Origin of the sequence: Nonlabens sp. Hel1_33_55 (genome assembly GCF_900101765.1) — a bacterium.
In the GTDB taxonomy this organism is placed as follows: domain Bacteria; phylum Bacteroidota; class Bacteroidia; order Flavobacteriales; family Flavobacteriaceae; genus Nonlabens.
Genome location: NZ_LT627735.1, coordinates 2,595,128 through 2,611,800 on the forward strand (window position 1 = coordinate 2,595,128; position 16,673 = coordinate 2,611,800).

Here is a 16,673-nt window from a genome sequence, read left to right on the forward strand (position 1 = left end):
TCCAAATATGCGACACATTTACACGATAAACAAACACAAAACATCGATAAAGTGTAATTTATGCATTTAACTATCTAATAAACAGTATAATAAATCAATATCATAAAATGACCTTAAACTACACTTAAACAGATAATCGTGTATTTGAACTGATATTTTACTAAAAATATTGAGAACTTAAAATCTCGAAACAACGGAAATTGTAACAAAAGACACCTGTTTTGAAGTTATCGGTGCATAAATTGAAGCGAAAACCTGTCCATAGAAGAAAGTTAGATTGCTTACGTTTCTACAACCACAGATGATTCAGGAATTTTAAAAAGTAAGAAATTTTTCTTTCAAGGTCTTTGTAGAAGAAAAATCATGGATTAAGAAAGAAGTTGACTAGTATCCCAGCTTTTCACGAACTCTCGCCAAAACATCATCTGCAACCAACTTAGCTTTCGCTGCACCTTCATTAAGAGCAGCATCAATTTCATGCTTATTGCTCATGAAGTGTTCAAAACGCTCGCGGGTTTCACTAAATCTTGAAAGTATCAATTCCAGCAAGGCCTTCTTTGCATGTCCATAGCCGTAATTGCCTGCTTCATAATTACTGCGCATTTCTGCAGTTTGTTGGGCTGTTGCTAGCAATTTATAGATTGCAAAAACGTTGCAGGTGTCTGGATCTTTGGGTTCTTCCAGCGGCGTGCTGTCCGTTTCAATGGACATGACTTGTTTTTTCAATTGCTTTTCTGGAAGGAAAATATTGATCAGGTTATCGCGAGATTTACTCATCTTCTCTCCGTCAGTTCCTGGAACGTACATGGTACCTTCTTGAATTTTGGCTTGAGGTTCGATTAGTGTATCGCCCATTTGATTATTGAAGCGACCTGCAACATCACGCGCCATTTCCAGATGTTGCAATTGATCCTTACCCACTGGAACGACTTGAGCATCGTACAACAGGATATCTGCTGCCATCAACATAGGATACGTGAATAAACCAGCATTTACATCATTCAATCGGTCTGATTTGTCCTTGAAGCTGTGAGCAAGCGTTAAGCGTTGATAAGGATAGAAGCAATTGAGGTACCAATTAAGCTCAGTCACTTGTGGCACATCGCTCTGTCTATAAAATGTAGTACGACTCGAGTCCAGACCGCAGGCCATCCATGTGGCAGCAGTTGCATAAGTATTCTCACGCATGGTCTCACCATCCTTGATTTGCGTCAAGGAATGAAAGTCTGCTATAAAAAGAAAGGAATCATTATCTGGTTTTGAGGCCATCTTGATGGCAGGCAGTATAGCGCCCAGCAAGTTTCCTAAATGAGGTATTCCAGTTGATTGTATTCCCGTAAGTACTCTAGCCATTGCTTATAATTGAGCGACAAAGATAATTGCTTACAACGTGAAAGCACAAGAACTGGATCAAGGTGTTGTGGCGCATTTTAATTCTGCTATTTTTGGAGCTCATGAAATGGATGCGATACATATTAATGCCTTTATACAGGGTTTGGTTCTACATCCTACTGGGATTACCCATAATTATCATGTTTCCGTTTTTAGTGCTCGCTACACTTTCTGAAAAAACATACGGTGCTTTTTTTAAGATGGCCCAAATATGGGCGGCAGTTATCATTTATGGAATGGGTTGGTGGCCTAAGGTTTACCGTGATGCGCATATGAAAAAAGGGAATAGCTATATGCTTGTTGCGAACCATAGCAGTATGGCAGATATCATGCTCATGCTGCTCGTGGCTAAAAACCCGTTTGTATTTGTGGGAAAGGCAGAACTAGTGAAGATTCCAATCTTTGGCTTTTTCTATAAACGTACTTGTATTCTTGTTGACCGTGGTGATCCCAAAAGTCGCAAAGCAGTTTTTGACAGCGCTAGCCGAAGGCTGGAAAGCGGTGTAGGCATTTGTATTTTCCCAGAAGGCGGCGTACCTGAAGACAGATCGTTGTTGTTGGACAGCTTTAAGGATGGCGCTTTTCGCCTTGCGATTGAACATCAGATTCCTGTAGTTCCCATGAGTTTTTACGATAATAAAAAGCGATTTCCTTTTTCCTTTTTCCATGGGTCACCAGGAATCATGCGTGCAAGGACTCTTCAGATCCAACAAACTCAAGGCTTGCAATTGCCTGGAGATAAAGTTCGCTTTCGCGAAAGCGTAAGAAATATCATCCTCAACGATCTTACCAAACATCAGGAAATAAAAAACCGCCCTGCATAGCGACAGGACGGTTCCACTTTTTCATTGCATTAATTGAGTTCAATGATTAACCAACCTCAATCTCTTTTTCATATTCCCACAGGTGCCTGCAATGACAACAATCTGCGGTTAAAATCTATACATCAAACCAGTATATACACCAATTGTGTATGGTCTGAAATCTGCTGTGTTTTCTTTTAAACTGCTTAATTGATACTTGAAAGTAGGCTCCAGAGTAAGTCCTAAGTTCTTTGCAAATTGATAATCTATGCCCAAACCAAAATTGGCGCTCTGATTAAAATCACTAAAATTATCATCACTACCCAGATCCAACCTTCGCGTATCGTTTACAATGCTCACATTATTATTAGTCAATAAAAGCGCACTGAAACCTCCCAAAACACTCACGCCAAATTTTTTATCTACTAACCTGTAGCTAACCTCAAATGGCATTTCCAGATATCCCAATTGCTGGCTCATTTCACCATTGAAACTAGAAACTACCTGTGCGCTTCTCAACTCTTGATCAAAGCTATTCATGCTGGCAAACATCGCTGGCCGTGGCGCATTAACGGCGCTCACATCATAGATTGTCCTGGCCTGATCATTATTAAGAATCAAAGTGTTGGCGTTCAACCCATAATTAATATTTTCATTATTATAGTTCACATTCACTTGATGTAGACCTGTACGCACTGACCATCGTGAATCAATCGCATAGGAAACAGCGACACCATAACTTATATCAGTCTGTGCATTCTGGCTATCTCGAGATACTCGATCATTAATGGAGGAACCATTCAGGCTGCTTGCATATACAGGAGCCACCACAGTAGCGGCACTCCATTTCTTGCTTTTCACTGGATCTTCTTCTTTGTCACTAACATTATTTGCAGCAGCTATATCTTCTAGACTTTCCAAGGATGCCCTTTCCTTATCCAAATCTTCAGACTCTGTTGGCGATTGATCCATAGCGACTGCATCTTCAATGGCCTGGTCAATAACAGGCTTAGATGCTTGATCTTTCAAGTTTCCATTATCAGCAGTGTTTGCGTTGCTATTTGAAGCTGTATTATCATTGGATGCAGATGAATTGCTGTTTTGGGCAATACTATTCTCTTGCTGGTTCAGATTAGCTTTATTTTCTTGAGGTGCCTGATTAACTTCCTTTCCAATCTTACTGGGCTCTTCATTATCAGACCTATTGGCTATACTGTTATCATTATTATTGGTAACAGTTCCATTTACATCTTGATTTGGTTCGTTATTAAAACGCTCACCTGAAGAATCAATACTGTCTGACGTTGAAGAATCTGAATCATCAATTACGATTCCTTCATTTTTTATTGGATCACCATTTTCCAAGGATTCTTCAATCACTATATTTTCGTTGGATATAGTGTCATCAGTATTCCAAATAAATACAGATAATAATACCGCAAGAACAGCAGCGACTCCGGCAACTTTCCACCATAACGGTAGTATTGCTGGTCGCTTCTTATCTTTATTCAGTCGAGCCTCAATGGCATCCCAAGACTCAGCTGGTGCAGCTGGTTTGAAATCCCTGAACTTCTCCTGGAATAATCGGTCTATGTTCTTTTTGTCTTCCATTATTATATGGCGTCATTCGTATTTTCCCTGCGCCACGCTTCTATCATTTGTTGTAAACTGGCTCGTGCTCTTGACAGATTGGATTTTGATGTTCCTTCATTGATCTTCATCAACGCTGCAATTTCTTTATGACTATACCCGTCTAATGTATACATGGAAAAAACCATTCTATATCTGTCTGGTAATCGTCGTATCATATCTAATAAGTCATCCAGTCCTATTTCTTCTAAATCTTCTGTGACAGGAATGTCTATTACTATATTTTTCTCATCTTCCAGCAAATAGACTTTAGAATCCCTATATCGCTGTAATGCGGTGTTTATAGCTATCCTTTTACACCATCCTTCAAAAGAACCTTTGTGGTCAAATTGTCCAATTTTATCATAGATGGTTATGAAACTATCTTGTAAAATGTCCTGCGCTTCTTGCGCACTAGGCGCATACTTTAAACAACAACCATATATGGCAGCAGAATATTGATCGTAAAGCGCTCGCTGCGCTTTACGATCACCATTCTTACATCCTTCAATGATTTGTAGTTGTACCACATTTAAAAATATTCTATTCCTGTACTTCTACTTCTATTTCTAAAAACTCATTCTCTCCATTGTTGTCGATTCCCGTAAGAAATTTAAAAACGATGGTGCCGTTGCTAGTAGCTCTGAATCTAAGAACCTGTTCCGTTGGAATAGGTCCTGGAGTACATCCTTCACTCTCAAAAAATTCTGAATAAACTATCACCTCACGCTCATTCAAATTAGAACGCACGTCAAAAGCGTAGAAATTGTGGCAATCTGATGGTTGATTGTAGCGCACAATTATTTCATTGACTTGTCCAAATACAAATGGATCAGGTATTTCTACATCAGTTATGGCCAGTGCAGTTAGTTTCAATCTGGGCTGATCATCATCAGTTACATCACACGAGCTAAATGCAATGGATATCAACGCAAGTAGCGCAATAAATTTGATTTTCATCTTTTTCTTTTCTTTCTAGATGCAGAAACTTCAAAAAGGTTGCGTCCTGAAACAAAAAAATCTGCTTTTAATTTTAAAAGCAGATTTTTTATCAGGAATAGCGCAGGTTTCTAACTGTTCGCCAACTTGATTGATTCCATAATTTTCAGCTCCAGTTCGTCCTGTAGATCTGGATTGTCTTTAAGAATACTCTTCACACTGTCACGACCTTGACCTAATTTAGTGTCTCCATAAGAGAACCAAGATCCAGCCTTATTGATAATTTCATAATCTACACCTAGATCGATCACCTCACCTATTTTGGAAATTCCTTCACCGTAAAGAATATCAAATTCTGCGGTGCGGAATGGTGCCGCCACCTTGTTCTTAACCACTTTTACACGAGTCTTGTTACCTTGAACGCTACCGTCAGTACTTTTTATTTGAGTAGACCTTCTAATATCCAATCGTACCGATGCATAAAATTTCAATGCATTACCACCAGTTGTCGTCTCTGGATTACCAAACATCACACCTATCTTCTCACGCAACTGGTTGATGAAGATCACCGTACAGTTCGTTTTAGAAATTGTTCCCGTTAATTTTCTAAGAGCTTGTGACATCAAACGAGCGTGCAACCCCATTTTTGAATCACCCATTTCTCCTTCAATCTCACTCTTAGGAGTCAAAGCCGCAACCGAGTCAATTACGATAATATCAATCGCACCAGAACGAATTAGATTTTCCGTAATCTCAAGAGCCTGCTCACCATGATCAGGTTGTGAGATGATAAGATTTTCAAGATCCACACCTAGTTTCTCTGCATAAAATCTATCAAAAGCATGTTCTGCATCAATAAACGCTGCAATACCGCCAGCTTTTTGAGCCTCAGCAATTGCGTGTAATGTTAATGTAGTCTTACCAGATGATTCAGGACCATAGATCTCGATCACACGACCACGTGGGTATCCACCTACACCTAGCGCTGCGTTCAATGCAAGCGATCCCGTAGAAATCGACTCCACATCAACCACCTGACGGTCGCCCATCTTCATTACCGTTCCCTTGCCGTATGCCTTATCCAGCTTGTCCAGCGTCAATTTGAGCGCCTTCGCTTTTGCTGCTTTTTCCTTATCGTCTGCCATTGTAAATATTTTCCACAAAAATAGGCGATGACACCACTTTCTGCAATAGAATGAAGTGTTGGTTATTAACTATATATAAGTCACGCTTTCGCGAAAGCGGGAAAGTCATAATAAGAAATATTAGTGCGTTCCCTCGGCTGCACCTCGGTCGGGCTTTCCGTTGCAATCTTTTGATAACGCATAAGGCGAGATCAAAAGGATTTCCACTTCAATCCCTAACGCTGGAATTGAATCGTCCATAATCCATTTTCCATGAGCGCAGCGATCTATACTCAAATATCTACCTTTGCATCTTCAACACTCAATGTTTATAGCATGCAACTGTACAACAAATTAAGTGCTGAAGAAAGACGCGAATTGATACGTGAAGCCGGCAAGGAACGACTCACGATTTCTTTCTATCAGTATGCCCGCATAGGGAACCCACAATTATTTAGAAACCATCTGTTTGTAGCGTTCGATACGCAGGAAGTTCTGGGGCGCATTTATGTAGCTCATGAAGGCATCAATGCACAGCTTTCCATTCCAGCTGATCGTTTTGAAGAGTTCAAAGATTTCCTTGATGGAATCTATTTCTTAGAAAATGTTCGATTGAACATTGCTCGTGAGCACGATAATGAGAGTTTCCTAAAGCTTAAGGTCAAGGTGCGCAACAAAATTGTGGCAGACGGTTTGGAAGACGAGACTTTTGACGTGACCAATAAAGGCGTTCATGTCGACGCCGTCAAATTCAATGAGCTCATCGCAGATCCTGATACGATTCTGGTCGACATGCGCAATCATTATGAGAGCGAGATAGGCCATTTCCAAAATGCCTGGACTCCAGACGTCGATACCTTTAGAGACAGTCTTGATATTATTGAGGAAGAAATAAAAGAGCATAAAAAAGATAAAAAACTGGTGATGTATTGTACTGGCGGAATCCGTTGTGAGAAAGCAAGTGCCTACTACAAGCATCGTGGTTTTGAAGATGTATATCAGCTGGAAGGTGGAATTATTGAGTACCATCGTCAGGTAACCGAGCAAGGATTGGAAAATAAATTCCGTGGGAAGAATTTTGTGTTTGATCACAGACTTTCTGAGAAAATCAGCGATGAGGTGATTTCGAATTGCCATCAGTGCGGTAACCCATGCGACACGCACACCAATTGTGCTAATGAAGCTTGTCACTTGCTATTCATCCAGTGCGAGGATTGTAAAACTAAATATGAAAATACCTGTAGCACAGAATGTCATGAGGTCATTCAGCTGCCTTATGAAGAGCAGAAAAAGTTGCGCGCTGGCAAGTATAACAGCAACAACATCTTTAAAAAAGGAAGGTCAGAAAAGCTGAAATTTAAAGAACATAAGATTGACTAGGTCGATCCCATATTTTATGGTGGACTCATTCACCAGCGAGCCTTTTAAAGGAAATCCAGCTGGAGTTTGTTTGTTGGATGAAAGCTTGCCCAACGATTTGATGCAATCCATCGCCATTGAAGTAAATCTATCAGAAACTGCCTTTGTGCAAAATCAAGGCGATCATTTTTCCATCCGATACTTTTCTCCCATCATGGAAATACCGTTGTGTGGTCATGCGACGCTGGCGAGCGCAAAAGTTTTATTTGAACAAGACTCTGATTCAAATGAGATTCATTTCAAAACTGGATCAGGCTTGAATTTGCAAGCTTCCAGAAATGGTGAAAAAGTCTCTTTGAAATTCCCCAATTATGGAATTGTAGATCGCGATGCGCCACAAGCATTACTAGATGCTATGGGAATAGAAGAAGTTTTGAATACGGCCTATAACCATGAAAATCTGGAATTGATGATTGAGTTGGAAGATGCAGATGTATTAAGGAATCTCAAACCAGATTTTGCCACCATGAAAGCTTCCATAAACGATATTAGTGGTGTGGTCGTCACAGCAAAATCAAATCAACTCGATTTTGATTTTGAGTCCAGATATTTCTGGCCCTGGAGTGGCGGCAATGAAGATCCAGTTACAGGCGCCACACATACTTTTTTGACAAGCTATTGGGGAAATAAATTAGGAAAAACTAAACTACGTGCTTTTCAGTGCTCTGCGCGTACGGGAATTTTAGAGGTTGAAATTTTGAGTAAAGAACAGATTTCGATTACTGGTGATGCGGTGGTGGTTATGGAAGGAAGGTTACAAATTTGATGAATGTACTATTCATATAGTTTTTCATTTTCTATCTTGAAACTTTTGGTAAATTAAGAGAGCACTCATAATAGCTATTGATCCTATTCCGTATACTAATAATCCATATCTAATCAATCCTGAAACTAGAAATGCCCGAAAACCGTTGTAGCCACCACCTCTTGATTGTTTAACTTCCTCTGCAATAAAGTCGGAATTATCTAACCAATAGAAAGAGACAAGACAGACGATGCCTAAAATGTAAAAGCCTGTAATTTTTAGAATTCTTTTTAACGGATTCGATATCATTTGATAATTCGTCTCATCTACTTATTTCCCACCCAAAACAACAACAAACTCACCTCTAGGCTTAATGTCTGTAAAATGCTGGATAGCTTCTGCAACAGTACCACGGTAGTGTTCTTCAAACATTTTGGTGATTTCTCTAGAAACAGAAATCTGTCTGTCAGCACCGTAATGGGTTTGGAAATCGGTTAGGGTTTTTAGTAGTTTGTGTGGTGACTCGTAGAAGATGATGGTTCTGGTTTCTTCGGCGAGTTCTTTGAGTCTGGTCTGGCGGCCTTTTTTGACGGGTAGGAAACCTTCAAAAACAAATTTATCACTGGGCAGACCTGAGCAGACGAGTGCCGGAACAAAGGCTGTAGCACCAGGTAATGATTCTATCGCTACATCTGCGGCAATCAGCTTTCGCGAAAGCAAAAACCCAGGATCACTTATTCCAGGCGTTCCAGCATCTGTGATGAGTGCCATGGTTTCTCCACCTTTAATTCTAGTCACAATGCTATCTGAAATCTTGTGCTCATTATGCATGTGGTACGACAGCATATTAGTCTTGATGCCGTAGTGGTTGAGTAATTTTCCGCTGGTTCTGGTATCCTCTGCAAGGATTAAATCCACGCTATTTAATACTTCAACCGCACGATAGGTCATGTCTGCAAGATTACCGATGGGCGTTGGGACAAGATAGAGTTTCATACTTCTGGATTGAGGCAAAGATAGGAAAATGGACTACCTTAGATGAAGGCTTTTTTAGCTTAAGAAATCCTGAAGAATCAACCTTAAAAGCATTTTATTGAATCCATTTCTTGCAAATATTATTATCAATACGACGGATAAGTTCAGGAAGAACAAACGTCCGGAAAAACTACCTTCTGAATACCGCCTTGCCAAACAATACAAATTACTAGTAACGGCTGTGAAGCGTAACATCAAAAACTTTGTGTTGATCACGACGGGTATTTTCTCTGCTTCCTTTGGCTTTAAGGGATTTTTGTTGACCAATGATTTTATTGATGGTGGCGCAACGGGAATTTCCCTTTTGTTGGCCGCACTGACTGAAGTTCCGCTTTATGTATTCTTGATTTTGGTAAATCTCCCATTCATCATTTTGGGTTATAAAATGATGGGAAAACGATTTGCAGTAATGACACTGCTTGCGATTATAGGCCTTGCACTTTGTGTGGCTTTGGTTCCTTTTCCCAATGTGACAGATGATGATTTATTGGTAGCGGTTTTTGGCGGATTTTTCCTCGGTGCTGGAATAGGGCTTTCCATTAGAGGTGGCGCAGTGATAGACGGTACAGAAATTCTAGCCATATTCTTGAGCAGGAAATTCAGCGTGAGTATTGGTGATATCATCATCGTGATTAATATCGTGATATTCTCGGTTGCGGCTTATTTGCTTTCCATTGAAATTGCACTTTATTCAATGATTACCTATATCGTTGCTTCAAAAACACTTGATTTTGTCATAGAAGGTATTGAGGAATATATAGGAGTTACCATTATCTCTTCCCAAAGCAGTCGTATTAAGGAAATGATTGTGGAAAAGTTGGGTCGTGGAGTAACCCTTTACAAAGGTCAAGGTGGTTATGTAAAAGACGGTGAGTCAGATGAGAAGATCATCATTTTTACTGTCATCACCCGACTGGAATTGAATAAGCTCAATACCGAAATTGAAAAGATTGAACCCGACGCTTTTATCGTCATGAACACCATCAAGGACATCAAAGGCGGAATGATCAAAAAGCGACCACTCGCTCATTAATTTTTTAAAAAGGCACAAAATATGCAGTTAATAACTTCAAACAATATGATCGGTCTTATGAAAACCTTCCAATTACTTGCACTTATAGCGATCACGGCTTCTTGTGGTTCGCAAAAAATTGATAACACGCTTAGTGATTTTGAAGTGGGCAATGAGCCCTATGCTCAATCATGGACTGGTGGTATTCCAGGTTCGGGAAGTGGCGTGAATTTGTTCTTGCCGCTAGACTCCAGCGAGATGCAACATATGGATGCGGTGTATTACAATGGGATGATGACGAGTTCCTTTGATACAAAAGATGGGACTGCTTATGTAATCGCGAGATTCAGCACGGCTTTCAATAACAAGCCTGATATGAGTATGAATAAAAATCCCGAAAAGGAATATGGCAATCAAGCGCCTAAAATGGAAAAGATGCCATTTGATTTAAAGGATAACGAAGCGGTTGTGAAATTCACTCGTGATGGCGTCACCACGTACACCATGATCAAGGGAATCGAGAAGCGATCTTCCATGGATCTACCGTCCAGACCGCAATAGTGATGTACCACAAGCAAAGCTACAAGGCTGCATTTCTTAGGCTAGAAATGCAGCCTTAATTGTACCTTTGAACTTCAAAACCAACTGTCTTTGAGTTCCATCAATCGTCTTTTTAAGCACACATTTGTGTATGGTCTGGCAACCGTTTTGCCCAGATTATTGACGGTTCTACTTACTCTTTTACTCACTGAATATCTGCCCAGCAAAACCGCTTTTGGCGAGGTGTCCATTATTTTTTCATGGATCATTCTTGCTAACGTGATCTTGACTTATGGTATGGAGACTGCATTTTTTCGCTTTCGCGAAAGCGAGGACGATAACAAGGTCATTAGCACAGGACTGATTTCGCTACTAGTTACAACCACTGCATTTGTAGTGATTGCTTTTTTGGGCTTAGACCAAATCGCAGCATGGTCCGGTAAGTCTGCAGATTATTGGAAATGGGTAATCGGTATTTTGGCTTTTGATACTTTGATGGTCATTCCTTTTGCGTGGATGCGTGCGCAGGGAAAAGCGATGAAGTATGCGGTGGTTAAGATGATCAACGTGATCATATCCGTTGGGATGACGGCGATCTTTTTGATCTGGTTGCCAGACCTGCCAGCATTAGCAGAATTCTTACCAACAGATAAGGTAGAACTTTATTTTATCGCGCTTATGGCAGCAAGCGCATTCACGCTTCTGGTGGTTTGTAGAATCTACTTCCGTAAATGGGAATTTGATGCTGGTTTGTGGAAGCAAATGTTGAGGTACGGTTTTCCTATTTTAATTGCAGGAATCGCTTTTGCCATCAATGAAACCTTTGATAAGATTTTACTGGAATGGTTGCTTCCTGAAGACTCCACAGCTCAAGTTGGTGTATATACAGCTTGTTACAGAGTTGCCGTAGGAATGACCTTGTTTGCCACAGCTTTCAAATTAGGAATTGAACCTTTCTTTTTTAGTGAATCTAAAAGTGAAAACGCTACCGCCACCTATGCCATGATTACCAAAATGTTTGTGGTGCTAGGTTCCATTGCTTTGATTTCATACACTGTTTTTATTGACGTGATTAAACGCGCCATCATTGCAGAGGAATATTGGGAAGCGCTGGACATTGTACCAGTAGTTCTTGTGGCGTATCTATTTTTCGGTATTTATCAAACGCTTTCTGTGTGGTACAAAGTAACAGATCGTACAAGTTATGGCGCTTACATTTCTGTTTTAGGAGCTGTAATAACAATAGGATTCAATATCTGGCTGATTCCAATCATCGGGTATATGGCGAGTGCCTTAACCACCTGTGCCGCTTATGGATTGATGATGGTGGTCTCGTATTTATTGGGAAGAAAGCATTATCACATTCCGTATGAGGTTGGAAACATGCTGTTGTATTTAGTTATTTCTATTGGCTCCACGGCACTGTTTTTCTATGGAATACGAGATTACTTTGGGCCCAATACTTGGCAAATGTATTTATCGGGAATTGCGTTGGCTGGACTTGTTTCGCTGTTCATTCTAAGCCGAGAAAGAACTTTTATCAAATCATTACTCAAAAAATCATGACTATAAAAATTATTAATAAATCCGCTCACGACTTACCAGCTTATGAAACTGTAGGTAGTGCAGGAATGGATATACGAGCATCCATAACCGAATCTATTGTTCTAAAACCATTAGAGCGAGCGATTGTAAAAACAGGTTTGTTCATAGAATTACCTTTAGGAACCGAAGCTCAAGTGAGACCACGCAGCGGTCTTGCTGCCAAAAAAGGAATCACCGTGCTCAACGCACCGGGAACCATCGATGCCGATTATCGAGGCGAGATAGGTGTGATTTTAGTGAATTTATCCAATGAGGATTTCACCATAGAAAACGGCGAGCGCATTGCTCAATTAGTCATTGCAAAACATGAGCAACCTACTTGGGAAGAAGTGGAAGTATTGAGTGATACAGATCGCGGTGCAGGTGGTTTTGGGAGTACTGGAGTGAAGTAACAAATTCCTGAAGAAGCAGGAATCTGACTTGGGAAATAACCTGATTGAACTATTCGTCTTTATTTCGCTTTCGCGAAAGCGAAATTCATATCTTTTCTCGCTCATAACAAATAACTTATGAAAAAAGTAAGCTCGATTACCCTGATTTTTGGATTGACCGTGATGTTGGCTAGTGCCCAGGAAGAAGTATCGCAAACACCTGCTGAAGACGCTTGCGCGTGCATCGCCAATATTGATATCAACGAGGATAAAAAAACGCAGAACGAGCAAATCAAGAAATGCATTAAAGATGCGATAATGTCAGATCAATTGTTCAATAAACTCTCTGGCGCATTGGAAAAAGCCAAGGATTCTACGGCAAACGGAGAAGATGTCAACATCACCATCAATGCAATGGAAGGTTATGAAAAGATTGAGCGTGAATTGATTGATGATTGCAAGGCACTCAACATACTACTTAATAATGCAAAACCTTCTAGTGTTAATTCTTATAGCGATAACGAGAAGGCGATGGAATACTACAATCAAGGCTATCAAGTGTATAATGCTGGTAATTTTGAGAAGGCTGTTGAATTGTATGGAAAGGCTGTAAAAGAAGATAAAGACTTTGCTTTTGCCTGGGATATGCTAGGCGTTTCACACCGTCGATTAGATAATTATAAAGAAGCGATTAAGGCTTACAAGACCTCGCTTAAAGTTGATCCTTACGGTAGGATGCCATTACAAAATCTTCCTATCGTATACAGACTTGAAAAAGATTATGAAAAGGCAGCAAAAGCTTATCAAGAATTCATAAAACAATACCCCAACGATCCAGAAGGTTATTTTGGGCTATCACAATGTGGGTTGCTTTTGAAGGATTATGAGCTTGCCGCTGACAATATCTTTCCTGCCTATAAAATGTATGCCGAGGTCAACTCTCCTTATAAGCAAGACGCTGAAAAGGTCCTAAGTGCAGTTTATCAAGGCATGAAAGAAAACGGAACGCTAGATAAGTTTAGGGAATACGCAGAAAAGCACAAGGTAGAGATCACAGAATAACTTGCCATAAAAATGGTACGTGCATAAATCCAAAAGATGTTTTTGAGACAAGTCGGTTTCTTTTTGTGTGTGCTGTTAGTATTTAACAGCTGCACGCCATCCTTGAAAGAGGACGACAACCTTTTAGGTTGCTATAAATCGAGCCATGTCAAGAAATGGGAGCTGAGAGCACTGAAACGCTCTATTAATCCGCAAGCTATAGCAATGGGTCCTGCGTTGAACCTAATGGCAGAAAATAAGTTTATCTATGATTCTTGTGGTACTACTTACGAAGGCGATTGGATAAGAGAAGGAGATTCGATATTCCTAAAATACACTTCTTATCATGTCAGAGCGCATCCTTGTGATGACACCGACCAAGAACATGCTGAAAAAACACCAGACGCTTTCTTCAAATTTAAAATTACCGAGAGTTACCTAGTAGCCGCATTTGATGGTATTTCAGTTGATAAAAGAATGTGGATGCCTATGAAGAAATTTGAAAATTAATTCATTGACCATAGGTCATTGAGATAGTAGCACCAATCTATGTAAATTTGTGGTCAGCTCATTAAACTAAAACAAGATTTCCACCTGCTCAGGAATAGTATTTGCCTATGAAAATCATCGTACCCATGGCCGGTCGCGGCTCCAGATTAAGACCTCATTCTCTTACGGTTCCTAAGCCATTAATCCCTATTGCGAACAAACCCATCGTTCATAGATTGGTGCGTGACATCGCAAATATCTTGAGCGAGCCTATAGAAGAGATTGCTTTTATATTGGGTGACCCAGCATTTTTTGGTGATGAGGTCGTAAAAAGTCTAGAGGAGTTAGCCGAGAGCTTAGGTGCCAAAGCCAGTATCTACCGACAACTCGAACCACTTGGAACAGGCCACGCCATCATGTGTGCAGAGCCTTCGCTTTCTGGACCTGCCGTAGTAGCATATGCAGATACATTAATCAGAGCAAACTTTGAACTGGATCCAGCAGCAGATGCTGTGATCTGGACCAAAGAAGTGGATCAGCCAGAAGCTTATGGTGTGGTGAAACTTAATGATAAAGAAGAGATCACAGAATTGGTGGAGAAGCCCAAAGAATTTGTGAGCAATCAAGCCGTAATAGGTATCTACTACTTCAAAGAAATTGCAGACTTAAAAACGGAACTGCAATACGTCATCGACAACGAGATTATCAATGGCGGTGAATACCAAATCAACGACGGTATTAAAAGATTAATGTCCAAAGGAAATATATTCAAGACCGGAACCGTTGATGAATGGATGGATTGTGGGAATAAGGAAGTTGCTATCGATACCAACACACGTATCATGAAATTCATGGTCAAGGATGGCAGTGATGAGTTGGCTACAAAAGCGACAGTGGACAATTCAAATATCATTGAACCCTGCGTGATTGCAGACGATGTGGTAATCAAGAACTCCACAGTAGGACCACACGTGAGCATAGGCGCAGGAACCACAATAACAAATTGTAAGATCAGCAACAGTTTGATACAAAACAATTCGGTAATAAGAAATGCAACCTTGGACGAGGCGATGATAGGTAATCACGTGAAGTACAACGGTAATTTTAAATACATCAGCATTGGCGATTATTCTGTGATGGAATAATTGTTGAAGACTTAAACCCTTATGAAGCACTTTTTGATCTTTGCCGTGTTATTTAGCTTTTCTGGTGCTTTTGCGCAAGAAGAGGTGGCAGCTATTGAGGTCAATGAAGATGATCTAGGTGAGGTTTCTGACGGTTTTAAAGAAAACTTTTTTGATGCGCTGTCAGAAAAGGCGCGTGAAAACCACGATCGTGCGATTGAGAAACTGCTTATTTGTGAGCGACTTGAGCCTGATAATGGTGCCGTACAATTTGAGCTTGCAAAGAATTATATGGCGAGTAACGCTTTCGCGAAAGCGGAAACCTCATTACTCAATGCCATCAAAATCTCTGGTGATCGAGAATGGTTGCTGGACACCTTGAATGAGGTCTACAACCGCCAGCAAGAATTCGAAAAGGCTGTTGCCATACTTGAGAAGCTCGCAAAAATCAATGAGGATTACGAGGAATTGTTGCCAGTAGCTTATTTGCGTGTAAATAACTCGGCCAAGGCTCTGGAATCCATTAAATCTTTGGATCGTAAACTAGGCAGCAATACAGAACGTACCGCACTCAAAAACCGTCTGGAGCAAAATCAGCAACAAAAAGAAATAGTCTCTGACAATCTTGATGTTCTCGAGGAGCAACTTGCCACAAATCCCAAAAATGAGCAGATCTATATCAAATTGATCTACGGTTACAGCCGTCTGAACAACATGGAGAAAATGCTGGAGTTTGCAGAGAAGCTGGAAGAAGAATTGCCTGAAAGCGATAAGGCCCAGTTGGCGCTTTATAAGATATATCTGGAGAACGGTGATGTTGATAAAGGTCTTGAAAGCATGAATCGTGTGTTTGAATCCAGCCAGCTGGAGACGGTTTCCAAAACTGAGGTACTCAAGGATTTTATCCAGACATCGACTACTAATCCTGCGCTGCAATCCTTATTGGAGAATGTCATTGAAGATTTTTCCAGCAATGTGGAAGATCTGGAAGCCTACAAGGTTTTGGCGAGTTATTTCAAACAGGAAAAACAGCTGCAGGCGGCATTAAAATTTTATGAGTTGGGTATGGAACTAAACGATCAGGATTTTGAATTGATAAAGAATACGGCACTGCTGTATCTGGATACGGGCGCTTTCGCGAAAGCGGAACAACTTTCCAGCAATGCTCTAGAAAGTTATCCATCGCAACCTTTATTATACCTCATTAACGGTGCGGCACTCAACCAAACTGGAGATGCCAAAAAAGCGCTGGTACAGTTAGACACAGGTTTGTCCTATTTGCTGGATGAACCACAACTGGAACGTGATCTGTACGGTCAGTTAGCGATTGCCTACGAAAAACTGGGCGACAACAAAAAAGCAGCCGATGCGAGAGCAAAAATGAAGGCAATCTCAAACTAAAATA

The 16,673-nt window shown here is 40.5% G+C and carries 18 protein-coding genes; 12 read left to right on the forward strand and 6 right to left on the reverse strand.

The window, feature by feature from the left end; translation table 11 throughout:
• Positions 1-384 precede the first annotated feature (384 nt).
• Complete coding sequence (trpS, locus tag BLO34_RS11675) at positions 385-1,353, reverse strand: tryptophan--tRNA ligase (RefSeq protein ID WP_090755514.1); 969 nt, start codon at positions 1,351-1,353, stop codon at positions 385-387.
• A 37-nt stretch (positions 1,354-1,390) separates the two neighbouring features.
• On the opposite strand from trpS, the gene BLO34_RS14725 reads away from it, so the two are divergent.
• Entirely contained in the window at positions 1,391-1,567 is a 177-nt protein-coding gene (locus tag BLO34_RS14725) for a hypothetical protein (protein ID WP_231959484.1), read from the forward strand.
• Positions 1,533-2,216, forward strand: a complete 684-nt coding sequence (locus BLO34_RS11680) for a lysophospholipid acyltransferase family protein (protein ID WP_231959485.1) — start codon at positions 1,533-1,535, stop codon at positions 2,214-2,216. The genes BLO34_RS14725 and BLO34_RS11680 overlap by 35 nt, the downstream gene beginning before the upstream one ends.
• Positions 2,217-2,324: 108 nt before the next feature.
• Here the strand turns inward: BLO34_RS11680 and BLO34_RS11685 are convergent, their stop codons facing one another.
• The 4 genes from BLO34_RS11685 to recA form a co-directional block, all read right to left on the reverse strand.
• Positions 2,325-3,806, reverse strand: coding sequence for an outer membrane beta-barrel protein (locus BLO34_RS11685; RefSeq protein WP_090755518.1), 1,482 nt, complete (start codon positions 3,804-3,806; stop codon positions 2,325-2,327).
• Positions 3,807-3,808: 2 nt separating this feature from the next.
• A complete protein-coding gene (locus BLO34_RS11690) occupies positions 3,809-4,354 on the reverse strand; it encodes an RNA polymerase sigma factor (protein WP_090755519.1) in 546 nt (181 codons plus the stop codon).
• A 13-nt stretch (positions 4,355-4,367) separates the two neighbouring features.
• Entirely contained in the window at positions 4,368-4,784 is a 417-nt protein-coding gene (locus BLO34_RS11695) for a hypothetical protein (RefSeq protein ID WP_090755521.1), read from the reverse strand.
• Between the two features lie 110 nt (positions 4,785-4,894).
• Positions 4,895-5,908, reverse strand: a complete 1,014-nt coding sequence (recA, locus tag BLO34_RS11700) for a recombinase RecA (protein WP_090755522.1) — start codon at positions 5,906-5,908, stop codon at positions 4,895-4,897.
• A gap of 315 nt (positions 5,909-6,223) precedes the next feature.
• Here recA and BLO34_RS11705 point away from each other — a divergent pair, with 315 nt between their 5' ends.
• Both BLO34_RS11705 and BLO34_RS11710 read left to right on the forward strand, forming a co-directional pair.
• Positions 6,224-7,267, forward strand: a complete 1,044-nt coding sequence (locus tag BLO34_RS11705; protein ID WP_090756639.1) for a rhodanese-related sulfurtransferase — start codon at positions 6,224-6,226, stop codon at positions 7,265-7,267.
• Complete coding sequence (locus BLO34_RS11710) at positions 7,260-8,072, forward strand: PhzF family phenazine biosynthesis protein (RefSeq protein ID WP_157686794.1); 813 nt, start codon at positions 7,260-7,262, stop codon at positions 8,070-8,072. Before BLO34_RS11705 ends, BLO34_RS11710 begins: the two co-directional genes overlap by 8 nt.
• 309 nt (positions 8,073-8,381) lie before the next feature.
• On the opposite strand, the gene rsmI is transcribed toward BLO34_RS11710, so the two are convergent.
• Positions 8,382-9,047 (reverse strand): 16S rRNA (cytidine(1402)-2'-O)-methyltransferase, encoded by a 666-nt coding sequence (gene rsmI, locus BLO34_RS11720; RefSeq protein WP_090755527.1) that lies wholly within the window; start codon positions 9,045-9,047, stop codon positions 8,382-8,384.
• Between the two features lie 97 nt (positions 9,048-9,144).
• On the opposite strand from rsmI, the gene BLO34_RS11725 reads away from it, so the two are divergent.
• The 8 genes from BLO34_RS11725 (at position 9,145) to BLO34_RS11760 (ending at position 16,669) form a co-directional block, all read left to right on the forward strand.
• Complete coding sequence (locus BLO34_RS11725) at positions 9,145-10,119, forward strand: YitT family protein (RefSeq protein ID WP_090755529.1); 975 nt, start codon at positions 9,145-9,147, stop codon at positions 10,117-10,119.
• Positions 10,120-10,140: 21 nt separating this feature from the next.
• Positions 10,141-10,659: a hypothetical protein gene (locus BLO34_RS11730; protein WP_090755530.1), complete on the forward strand. Its 519-nt coding sequence runs from the start codon at positions 10,141-10,143 to the stop codon at positions 10,657-10,659.
• Between the two features lie 90 nt (positions 10,660-10,749).
• Positions 10,750-12,204 (forward strand): lipopolysaccharide biosynthesis protein, encoded by a 1,455-nt coding sequence (locus BLO34_RS11735; RefSeq protein ID WP_090755532.1) that lies wholly within the window; start codon positions 10,750-10,752, stop codon positions 12,202-12,204.
• Positions 12,201-12,635: a dUTP diphosphatase gene (gene dut / locus BLO34_RS11740; RefSeq protein ID WP_090755533.1), complete on the forward strand. Its 435-nt coding sequence runs from the start codon at positions 12,201-12,203 to the stop codon at positions 12,633-12,635. Before BLO34_RS11735 ends, dut begins: the two co-directional genes overlap by 4 nt.
• A 117-nt stretch (positions 12,636-12,752) precedes the next feature.
• Entirely contained in the window at positions 12,753-13,676 is a 924-nt protein-coding gene (locus tag BLO34_RS11745; protein WP_090755535.1) for a tetratricopeptide repeat protein, read from the forward strand.
• Between the two features lie 36 nt (positions 13,677-13,712).
• Positions 13,713-14,165 carry a hypothetical protein gene (locus BLO34_RS11750; protein ID WP_157686797.1) on the forward strand — a complete coding sequence of 151 codons (453 nt, stop codon included), beginning with the start codon at positions 13,713-13,715 and terminating at the stop codon, positions 14,163-14,165.
• Positions 14,166-14,272: 107 nt separating this feature from the next.
• On the forward strand, positions 14,273-15,289 hold the full coding sequence (locus BLO34_RS11755) for a sugar phosphate nucleotidyltransferase (protein ID WP_090755538.1): 1,017 nt from the start codon (positions 14,273-14,275) through the stop codon (positions 15,287-15,289).
• Between the two features lie 21 nt (positions 15,290-15,310).
• On the forward strand, positions 15,311-16,669 hold the full coding sequence (locus BLO34_RS11760) for a tetratricopeptide repeat protein (RefSeq protein WP_090755539.1): 1,359 nt from the start codon (positions 15,311-15,313) through the stop codon (positions 16,667-16,669).
• The last annotated feature ends 4 nt before the right edge of the window (positions 16,670-16,673 follow it).

What these genes read in the sequence shown, in the direction of transcription:
- recA (WP_090755522.1), bottom strand. Translation starts at nt 5,908, where the DNA reads ATGGCAGACGATAAGGAAAAAGCAGCAAAAGCGAAGGCGCTCAAATTG.
- BLO34_RS11695 (WP_090755521.1), bottom strand. Translation starts at nt 4,784, where the DNA reads ATGAAAATCAAATTTATTGCGCTACTTGCGTTGATATCCATTGCATTT.
- BLO34_RS11680 (WP_231959485.1), top strand. Translation starts at nt 1,533, where the DNA reads ATGTTTCCGTTTTTAGTGCTCGCTACACTTTCTGAAAAAACATACGGT.
- BLO34_RS11730 (WP_090755530.1), top strand. Translation starts at nt 10,141, where the DNA reads ATGCAGTTAATAACTTCAAACAATATGATCGGTCTTATGAAAACCTTC.
- rsmI (WP_090755527.1), bottom strand. Translation starts at nt 9,047, where the DNA reads ATGAAACTCTATCTTGTCCCAACGCCCATCGGTAATCTTGCAGACATG.
- BLO34_RS11755 (WP_090755538.1), top strand. Translation starts at nt 14,273, where the DNA reads ATGAAAATCATCGTACCCATGGCCGGTCGCGGCTCCAGATTAAGACCT.
- BLO34_RS11685 (WP_090755518.1), bottom strand. Translation starts at nt 3,806, where the DNA reads ATGGAAGACAAAAAGAACATAGACCGATTATTCCAGGAGAAGTTCAGG.
- dut (WP_090755533.1), top strand. Translation starts at nt 12,201, where the DNA reads ATGACTATAAAAATTATTAATAAATCCGCTCACGACTTACCAGCTTAT.
- BLO34_RS11705 (WP_090756639.1), top strand. Translation starts at nt 6,224, where the DNA reads ATGCAACTGTACAACAAATTAAGTGCTGAAGAAAGACGCGAATTGATA.
- BLO34_RS11760 (WP_090755539.1), top strand. Translation starts at nt 15,311, where the DNA reads ATGAAGCACTTTTTGATCTTTGCCGTGTTATTTAGCTTTTCTGGTGCT.
- BLO34_RS11745 (WP_090755535.1), top strand. Translation starts at nt 12,753, where the DNA reads ATGAAAAAAGTAAGCTCGATTACCCTGATTTTTGGATTGACCGTGATG.
- trpS (WP_090755514.1), bottom strand. Translation starts at nt 1,353, where the DNA reads ATGGCTAGAGTACTTACGGGAATACAATCAACTGGAATACCTCATTTA.
- BLO34_RS11750 (WP_157686797.1), top strand. Translation starts at nt 13,713, where the DNA reads ATGTTTTTGAGACAAGTCGGTTTCTTTTTGTGTGTGCTGTTAGTATTT.